Below are 8,997 nucleotides of genomic sequence, written 5' to 3' on the forward strand. Positions count from 1 at the left end.
ATTTCTCAAATACACTGTGGAAATCTTGTTTGTCTGAAATTTAAATTGGGGGCAAGGCAATGACGGCGATACCTACGGCAAGACCTTCGTATATCTATCAGGGCGGTTCGGTGATGATGCACTCGCCGCTGCAATTGAAACAGTCGGAAATGTACGGCTATTTCGTCCGGGGCGACCTGGCGAAGCTGCAGGCGACCGTGAATACTACCCTGAACCAGGTGGCGGGCAGCAAGATGACACTGAAAGCCCTGTCGCCGTATGTGATGCTGACGTTTACGCGCGTCAACCATGCGGATTCCGCCAACCCCGTCGACCAGGCCAAGGGCTGGATCACGGAAGTCGATATCGTCACCTGGATCATGGTCGGCCAGATGGATGCCGCTGGCAAGCTCGCGCATATCTACTGGTATCCGTGCCATATCTTCGTCGATGACGCCATGGCCTTGATCAACGGGCGTGAACTGTTCGGCTACCCGAAGTATCTGTGCGACTACGAGATCCCCGCCGCCGGCAGCGAGCCGCTGCGCTGCTCCGTGGCCGCCAAGGGTTTCCAGCATTTTTCGCCGGAAACAAAACTGGCCCTGCATCCATTGCTGGAAGTCAACGCCACCGTGCAGACGGGGCAGCACAAACCCATCAATAGTTTCCTGGAACTCATCGAGCAGGCGTTCCAGATTTTCCTGTCCATCCCCGATTTCTTTGACATGGATCAGGCCGGCTGGGCCGATGTTTTGTCGCTGCTGCGCAATCCCCGCATCGACCAGATTTTCCTCAAGCAATTCCCCGACAGTGCGGGCGTGAAAGCCGTGTACCAGGCCCTGGTGGCCGCGCCGGCCGAGATCAACCGCCTGCACAGCGCGCGCCTGCTTGGCTACGAATACGAATGCACGCTGCACGCCTTCGACAGCTTCCCGCTGGACCAGACCCTGGGCCTGAAACTGGGGCCGCAGGCGGCGATCTTGCCGTTCCAGGTGAATTTCGACTTCACGGCCATGCCGGGCGAGGAGCTGGTCGACAATTCCCGCATCGCGCCGGAAAAGATCGCCATCCTCGGCGGCGGCGTGGCGGCCATGACCACGGCGTACTATCTGACGAACCAGCCGGGCTGGCAAAACCGGCACGCCATCACCGTGTACCAGCTGGGCTGGCGCCTGGGCGGCAAGGGCGCCAGCGGACGCAATGCGCAAGCGGGCCAGCGCATCGAGGAGCACGGCCTGCACATCTGGTTCGGCTTCTACGCGAACGCTTTCAAGATGATCAAGGAAGCGTATGCGAGCCTGGACCGTCCGCCCGGCGCGCCGCTGGCCACCTGGCGCGACGCTTTCAAGCAGCACGATTACGTGGCCCTGTCGGAAGACGTCAAGGGCAAGTGGCGCAACTGGTCCATCGTCTTTCCCACCTTGCCGGGCGAGCCGGGCGAGGGCGGCGAAGACATCACCCTGTGGCAGATGGCCGTCGCCATGGTGGGCTGGATCGAGCAGTGGATACGCCAGATCCGGCAGGTGGCGGACGCCGATGCGCGCATCGTGCGCGCCAGCGCATCGCAAGGCGAGGGCGTGTGGCCGGGCTGGCTGCGCCGCCTGGCCGATGAAGTGGTGGGGCAGGCCGATGAGCTGGGACTGGACGTGGGCCTGTCCGTGGGCGCGCTGGCGGCGCTGGTGGCCGACCTGGCGCCGGACTCCACGCGCCATGACCAGGCCCGCCACCAGTTGCTGGCCAGCACCCTGAACGGCATCCGCGCCTGGCTGCGCCTGCGCTACCGCGCCCTGATCGATGGCGACGATGAATTGCGCCGCCTGTTCATTTGCCTGGACCTGGGCATCACGGTCATGAAGGGCATGTTCCAGGATGGCGTGTTCAAGAACGGCTTCGACGTCATCAACGATATCGATTTCCGCGACTGGCTGCGCAAGCATGGCGGCGACGAGCAGTTCAGCGTCAACTCGGCGCCCGTGCGCGGCTTCTATGACCTGGTGTTCGCCTACGAAGGCGGCGATTTTTCGAAACCGAACATCGAGGCGGGGACGTTGTTGCGGGCGATGGCGCGCATCGGCCTGGCCTACAAGGGCGGCATCATGTTCAAGATGCAGGCCGGCATGGGCGACACGATCTTCACGCCGCTGTACCAAGTGTTGAAAAAAAGGGGCGTGGAATTCAAGTTCTTCCAGCGCGTGGAAGAACTGGTGCCCGGCGCGGGCGACATCGACAGCATCCGCATCACCGAGCAGGTGCAATTGAAGGACCCCGCCGCCGGCTATGCGCCGCTGGTCGACGTGAAAGGCTTGGCGTGCTGGCCCAGCGCGCCCGATTATGCGCAGATCGAAGCGGCGCAGGCGGCGCTGCTGCAGGAAAAAGAGGTCAACCTGGAATCGTACTGGAGCGACTGGCCGCAGCAGTACCAGCAAGCGTTCGGCCGCGCGCTGCCCGCCACGGTATTGAAGAAGGGCGTCGACTTCGACAAGGTGGTGTTCGGCATTTCCATCGGCTCGCTGCCCGCCTTGTGCCCGCAACTGCTGGTACAAAGCCCGGCCCTGCAACTGGCGGCCGACAAGGTGAAAACCGTGGCCACGCAAGCCTACCAGGTGTGGCTGAACAAGGATTTGCGTCAGATGGGCTGGACCACGCAACCGAAGGGCCAGCAGCCCGTGCTGTCGGCCTTCACGGAGCCGTACGACACGTGGGCGCCGATGGATCAATTGTTGGCGCACGAGGATTGGCCGGCGGGACTGGTTCCGAAAAACGTCTCCTACTTTTGCAGCGCCTTCCCCGTCGACAGCTATCCGCCCGTCACCGACACGGATTTCCCGGCCCGCTGCGCGGCCAGGGCGAAGCAGGGCGCGCTGCACCAGCTGGAACGCGAGATCGGCGCCCTGTGGCCCGAGGCGGGCGGGCCGGGCGCGTTTCCATGGCAATGGCTGGTCGACGCCAAGGCGGCCACGGGCGCGGCCCGTTTCGACAGCCAGTACTGGCGCGCCAACGTCGACCCGTCCGAGCGCTATGTGATGTCGGTGGTGAACAGCACGCAGTACCGGCTGGCCACCGACCAGTCAGGGTTCAGCAATCTGTTCCTCACGGGCGACTGGATCAAGACGGGCATCAACGCGGGCTGCGTGGAAGCGGCCGTGATGGCGGGCATGCAGACGTCGCGCGCCATGACGGGGTATCCGGCCGTGATCCAGGGCGAGACGGATTTTTAGTGATTTCGCTATGATGGCGTTTCATTGTTCCCTGCGCGAGCGAATCATGCAACGCCTGATGCTGTTGTTTCTGATCTGTATCAACCTGCACGCGGTCGCAGCGCCGCCCGGCGCGATCATGCTGTGGCCCGGCGCGCCGCCCGGTGGCGCGGCGCCTGGGCCGCAGCGCGACAGCGCCAAGGGTTCCATCACGCAGGTCGAACAACCGTATCTGATCGCGCACCGCCCGGCGCAGCCGAACGGTATCGCCATGCTCCTGGTCAGCGGCGGCGGCTATGCGCATATCGAGGCGGGCAAGGAGAGCGGCCCCACCGCCCGCTGGCTGCAGGCGCAGGGCGTCACGGCGTTTGAACTCGTGTACCGCCTGCCGCAGGAGGGCGGAGGCGTCAGCGCGCCGTTCCAGGATGGCCAGCGCGCCATGCGCGTGATCCGTGCGCGCGCGGCCGAATGGGGCATCGACCCGGCGCGCATCGGCATGCTGGGATTTTCCGCCGGCGCGCACCTGGCCGGCATGACGGCCGTGCAGCCCGACGCGGCCCGCTACGCGCCCGTCGATGCGGTCGATACCGTCTCCGCGCGGCCCGACTTTGCCGTGCTGCTGTACCCCGTGCTGACCATGCAAGCGCCATTCGACACGACGCATGCGAAAAAGCAGTTGCTGGGACGTCACCCCGCGCAGGCGGCGCGCGATGCGCTGTCGGTGGAATTGCACGTCGATGCGCGCACGCCGCCCATGTTCATTGCGCAGGCGCTCGATGACCCGATTGCGCCGCCCGAGAACAGCCGGCTGATGGCGACCGCCCTGCGCCGTGCGGGCGTGCCCGTCGAGCTGCATTTGTTCCAGCATGGCGGCCATGGCTGGGGCCTGGGCAAGCCGGGCAGCGAGCCGGCCGCCTGGCCACGGCTGTTGCTGGCGTGGCTGCAAGCGCATGGCTGGATGGCTCAGCCGGAGGGCTGAGTTTCCAGGTCGCGCCGCGCCACGCTCAGCGCCTCCTGCAGCTGCGGCAGGAACTGTTCCACGTTATCGAGCTGGCCGTTCGAGGCCAGGGTTTCCATCTGGTGGCACAGGCCGTGCAGGGTAGGGCGGCTCAGGTAGCCGGCGCTGCCCTTCAGGGCGTGGAAGGCGGCCGCCGCCGCGCTGGCGTTGCCATCGCGCACGGCGTGGCAAGCCAGGTCCAGGCGCCGCGGCGCTTCCGTCAGGAACGCTTGCGCGATGCGCTGCAAATGCTGCGGCGACAGGCCGGCCAGCGGCAAAATGTGCACGGGCGCCGTCATGGGGTCGGCCGGCGTCTCCGCCTGCGCCGTGTTGGCCTCGTCCAGGCCGAACTGGCGCGCCAGGCTGTCGTCCCCGGTGGGCGCGGCAGGCGGCAGCGCGTGGCCGCGCGCCAGCAGCAGGTCGATGAGGGCGTCGATTTTCTCGAACAGCAGCGCTTCGTCGACGGGCTTGCTGAGGAAGTCGTCCATGCCGGCGGCCAGATAGCGTTGCCGGTCATGTTCGCTGGCGTTGGCCGTCAGCGCGAGGATGGGAATGTGTGCGTCGGGAATGGGGAATTCGGCGTTGCCGCCGTCGCGGATCAGGCGCGCCGCCTGTTCGCCATCCATCAGCGGCATGCGGCCATCCATCAGCACGCAATCGTAGGCGCCCGCACCCAGTGCGCGCAGCGCCTGCTCGCCGTTTTCCACGATGGTGACCTCATGCCCCATGCTTTCGAGCAGGGTGCCGATGATGATCTGGTTGGTGCGCACGTCTTCGGCGCACAGGATGCGCAGGCGGCAGGCGTGGCGCGCGTGGCGTGCCGGCCGGCGCGCGTCGGCCGCCGGCGCGCTGCCTGGCGTCAGCGGCAAGGTGAAATGGAAGCGCGAGCCGATGCCGATGCGGCTTTCCACGCCGATCGTGCCGTTCATCAGTTCGACCAGCTCCTTGCAGATGGCCAGGCCCAGGCCCGTGCCGCCGTAGCGCCGCGTGGTGGAGTGGTCGGCCTGCTCGAATTTCTGGAACAGGCGCGGCAAGGTGTCCGCGTCGATGCCGGGGCCCGTGTCGCTGATGATGAATTCGATCTCGCTGCGGCCGTCGCGGCGCGGCGGCGTGCGGGCGCGCCGCACTTCCAGCAGCACTTCGCCATTCGCCGTGAATTTCAGCGCATTGCCCAGCAGGTTGATGAGGATTTGCCGCAGGCGCGTGGGATCGGCGCGCACGTAGCGGGGCAAGTCCAGCGCCAGTTCGCGGCGCAGCAGCAGGCTCTTGGCGTCGGCCTGGCCCTGCACGATGCCGGCCGCGTCCCCGATCAGCGCCAGCAAGTCGAAGTCGACGGTTTCCAGGGTCAGCTTGCCCGCGTCGATCTTCGAGAAATCGAGGATGTCATTGAGAATGGTCAACAGCGACACGCCATTGTGCAAGCCGATGCGCAGGTATTCCTGCGTGCGGCCTTTGACGGACTGGTCGCGCAGGGCGAATTTCAGCATGCCGATCACGCCGGCCAGCGGCGTGCGGATGTCGTGGCTCATGGCAGACAGAAAATCGATGCGGTGGCGGCTGACCACTTCCGCGTGTTCCTTGGCTTTCAGCAGGGCGTCGTTGCTGAGGGTGAGCGCCAGGGTGCGCTCCTGCACGCGCTGTTCCAGGTTGTTGCGCAGCAGGCGGATCTGGTCGGCCAGGGCGAAGGCCAGCAGCAAGCCGTCGAGCGTGCCGCCGAGCAGGGTCACCAGCTGGGCGTTGGCCACCATGGCGGGCATCAGGCCCAGGTTGGCCGGCAGGATCAGGAAGCCGGGCAGCATCAGGGCGACGAAGGCCAGCACGAAGAAGCGCGCCGGCTGGTAGCCGCGGCACCAGACGACGATGCCGCAGACGAGCGCCAGCAGCATCCAGATGCTGATGACGATGGTGGCCAGCGTGTGCGCATACGACAGGGCGAAGAAGCAGCTGGGCAGCAGCAGCAGGGGCAGCACCAGGTTGATCTTGCTGATGCGGTGCAGCAGGGGCGAGTAGTCGCGCAGGCGCAGGAAATGCGTGTAGAACAGGGTGCTGAAGACGGGCAGCAGGAAAAACGGCACGTAATGCAGCTGCAGCAGGCGCCAGTCGAACAGGTCGGCAAAGACGTGGAAGGTCATGGCCCAGGCCAGGCCATAGGTCAGCACGTACAGCGCGTAATAGGCCGAGGCTTTTTCCAGGGTGATGGAAAAGATGAAGAAATTGAACAGGCCCAGCGCCAGCAGGGCGCCGATCGACGCCACCATCAGGAAGTTTTCCTTGCCCACCAGCTTGCGGTAATCCTGCTGCGTCTGCACGCCGAACAGCGGCGCGCGCGCGTAGTAGGGGCTGGAAAAGCGGATCAGGATGTCATACGTGGCGCCCGGCGCCAGTTGCACGTTCCTGCCGTAGTGCAACAAATACTCGTGCGGACGCTGGTAGCCCGTCAGCAAGGTCTGCGGCGCCGCCTGCAGTCCGGGGCCATACACGTACACGTCGACCAGGTCGATCAGGGTGTCGTTCGGGTCGATGACCCAGGCCGTTTCGCCGCTGTCGTTGCGCACCTGCGCGTGCAGCCAGTAGGCGCCGCCGAACAGGTCGACCTGGCTGGCCGGGCGCTGGTGCGCCAGCCAGGCGGGCAGGGCGGCCGCATCGGCGGGCGCGGCGTCATTTCCGGCGAGAAACAGTTGCCCACCGTTGCCCAGGTGCTGGATGCCTTGCTTGCTCAGGGGCAAGGGCGCCGCCTGCGCCCCACCTGCCAGGCCCAGCAGGCCGATCAGCAGGCCGACCAGGAGCGGCCAGCCGCATAGCCAGGCGCAGATGCGGGAGCTGGAAGCGCGGTGGCGGGAAAGGGGCGGGTGGGCTGGCATCGATGGGTTTGGTGATGGTCGCGCGGGAAGCGGCGGCAACGCCGTTTGCTGTGGAGTGCCCATTTTAATCGACTCTTGCTGGCATACGGGCAATTTCATGTCCTGCCGGCATGACGCCCGCTCCGGTATCATGGCGCCTTTGCCCGCGAGATATTCATGCTCAGTCCCGACCAGTTCCTGGCCTTCCTGGCCGCCGCCGTCCTCATTACCGCCAGTCCCGGCCCCGACAACCTGATGGTGCTGGGCGTGGGCATGTCGCGCGGACGCCGCCAGGGCATGGCGTTCGGCCTGGGCTGCGCCCTCGGCTGCCTCACGCACACGGTGCTGGCGACCATCGGCGTGTCGGCCCTGCTGGCCGCCTCGCCCGCCGCCTTTACCACGCTGAAAGTGGCTGGTGGCCTGTACCTGGTATGGCTGGGCATCGGCGCCTTGCGCAGCCGCGGCGGCGCCAAGGTCGATGGCGCGGCGGCCTTGCCGGACGAATCGCTGCTGCGCCTGTTCGGCAAGGGTTTGTTTGCCAACAGTATCAATCCGAAAGTCGTGCTGTTTTTCCTGTCGTTCTTGCCGCAGTTCATCGTCGCGGGCCAGGGCAATGCCAGCTGGCAAACGGCGCAGCTGGGCCTCGTCTTCACGGCACAGGCTTGTGTGCTGTTCGGCCTGCTCGGCTATTTTTCCGGCGCCGTGGGACACTGGCTGAACCGCCGTCCGCGCGCCGGCCTGTGGCTCGACCGGGTGGCCGGCACGATCTTCATCGGCCTGGGCTTGCGCCTGATCCTGGCGCGTTGAGCTCTTGCCTGGCGGTAATGCGAAACGCCAGTTCCATCTGATCCTGCACGGCCATGGCGCCGCCCAGGACGGCGAAGGGCACGATGCCGAAGTCGCTCTGTTTCAAGAGCAGGCTGCCGCTGGCCTGCAGCTGGCGGCCATCGGCCGATTCCTCAATCCGCACCGGCAGTTGCAGCGTGCGCGTCACGCCATGCAGGGTGATGTCCGCCTCGAGCACTTCCTTGTCGTCCGTGCGGCGCGCCTCGATGTTCACCCACGGATAGCGTTCCGCCTCGAGCACGCGCACCAGCATGTTGTGGCGCGTGCCGGCGATGGCGTCGGCCGACGGCGTCGTCGTCAAGCCGGCCGCCTGGCGCAGGCCGGCTTCATCCACACTCATCTCGTCGAGCCGGAAACGGAACTGCGCGCGTCCCGGCGCGGGCGCCACCACGCCCTGCAGGCTGCGGCTGGCCACCACGTGGTCATGCCCGAGCCGCGCCAGCGCGCCGCCGCGGCGCACGGTGATGGTCAGCAGGGATTCCTGCGGGGCGATGTGCAAGATGCGCACGCCCGGCTGTTGCCAGGGCGGCGCCTGCATGGCTGGCGTCGCTGCCGGCGCGGCCGGGAGCGAGGCGGCGGGCGGCGGGGCGAACGGGCTGCAGGCCGCGAGCAAGGCGCAGGCGCAGGCCAGCAGCAGGCGGCGATAGGCGTGGGGCATCAATGAGGACTCCTGGCAAAGGGATGGCGGTGGCGCAGGGCGCGATGGGACGATAGTAAGCGATCCGGGCACCGGTGCGATAGCCGCGACGCATGCGCCCCCGTTTTGCAAGACCAATTCCTTCAGCCGCATGCCCTGTCTTGCAGGGAAATGGACGTGAATGCAATGGGATTGGTATTAACAGCAGGCGCCAGAAAATGAATGTGCGGCGGTGCAAAATCGAATGGCGGAATTGCCGCGCATGCCGGGAAAAGGCATATTCGAATTAATGCTGTTAATTGGCATTAATAGTTTCTTTTGAAAAACAAACTACGCGTTTGATAGTTTCGCATGATTGTGCAAATGATAATTTAAATATAATGCCGAGCTAATCAGTATGCGGTAAAAATAGAATGTCGGCGTGTCTACACGATGAATTCGATGAATGTGTTGTGAAATATCAACGAGATAATTTAATTTCATTGTTGGAAACAAAAAAAC

Annotated in this window: 5 protein-coding genes; 3 read left to right on the forward strand and 2 right to left on the reverse strand. The window is 65.3% G+C overall.

The window, feature by feature from the left end; genetic code table 11:
* Positions 1-59 precede the first annotated feature (59 nt).
* Positions 60-3,197 (forward strand): NAD(P)-binding protein, encoded by a 3,138-nt coding sequence (locus CLU94_RS22925; protein ID WP_257218947.1) that lies wholly within the window; start codon positions 60-62, stop codon positions 3,195-3,197.
* Positions 3,198-3,243: 46 nt separating this feature from the next.
* A complete protein-coding gene (locus tag CLU94_RS22930) occupies positions 3,244-4,155 on the forward strand; it encodes an alpha/beta hydrolase (RefSeq protein ID WP_257218948.1) in 912 nt (303 codons plus the stop codon).
* On the opposite strand, the gene CLU94_RS22935 is transcribed toward CLU94_RS22930, so the two are convergent.
* On the reverse strand, positions 4,140-7,034 hold the full coding sequence (locus tag CLU94_RS22935; protein ID WP_257218949.1) for a hybrid sensor histidine kinase/response regulator: 2,895 nt from the start codon (positions 7,032-7,034) through the stop codon (positions 4,140-4,142). The genes CLU94_RS22930 and CLU94_RS22935 overlap by 16 nt on opposite strands.
* Positions 7,035-7,190: 156 nt before the next feature.
* On the opposite strand from CLU94_RS22935, the gene CLU94_RS22940 reads away from it, so the two are divergent.
* Positions 7,191-7,820: a LysE family translocator gene (locus CLU94_RS22940; RefSeq protein WP_099667308.1), complete on the forward strand. Its 630-nt coding sequence runs from the start codon at positions 7,191-7,193 to the stop codon at positions 7,818-7,820.
* Here CLU94_RS22940 and CLU94_RS22945 read toward each other — a convergent pair.
* The gene (locus tag CLU94_RS22945) at positions 7,783-8,517 is read right to left on the reverse strand and encodes a YceI family protein (RefSeq protein WP_257218950.1); all 735 of its coding nucleotides are present in this window, start codon (positions 8,515-8,517) and stop codon (positions 7,783-7,785) included. The two genes, CLU94_RS22940 and CLU94_RS22945, sit on opposite strands and share 38 nt — an antisense overlap.
* Positions 8,518-8,997: the final 480 nt, after the last annotated feature.

Source organism: Janthinobacterium sp. 13, from assembly GCF_002749695.1.
GTDB lineage: Bacteria > Pseudomonadota > Gammaproteobacteria > Burkholderiales > Burkholderiaceae_D > Janthinobacterium > Janthinobacterium kumbetense.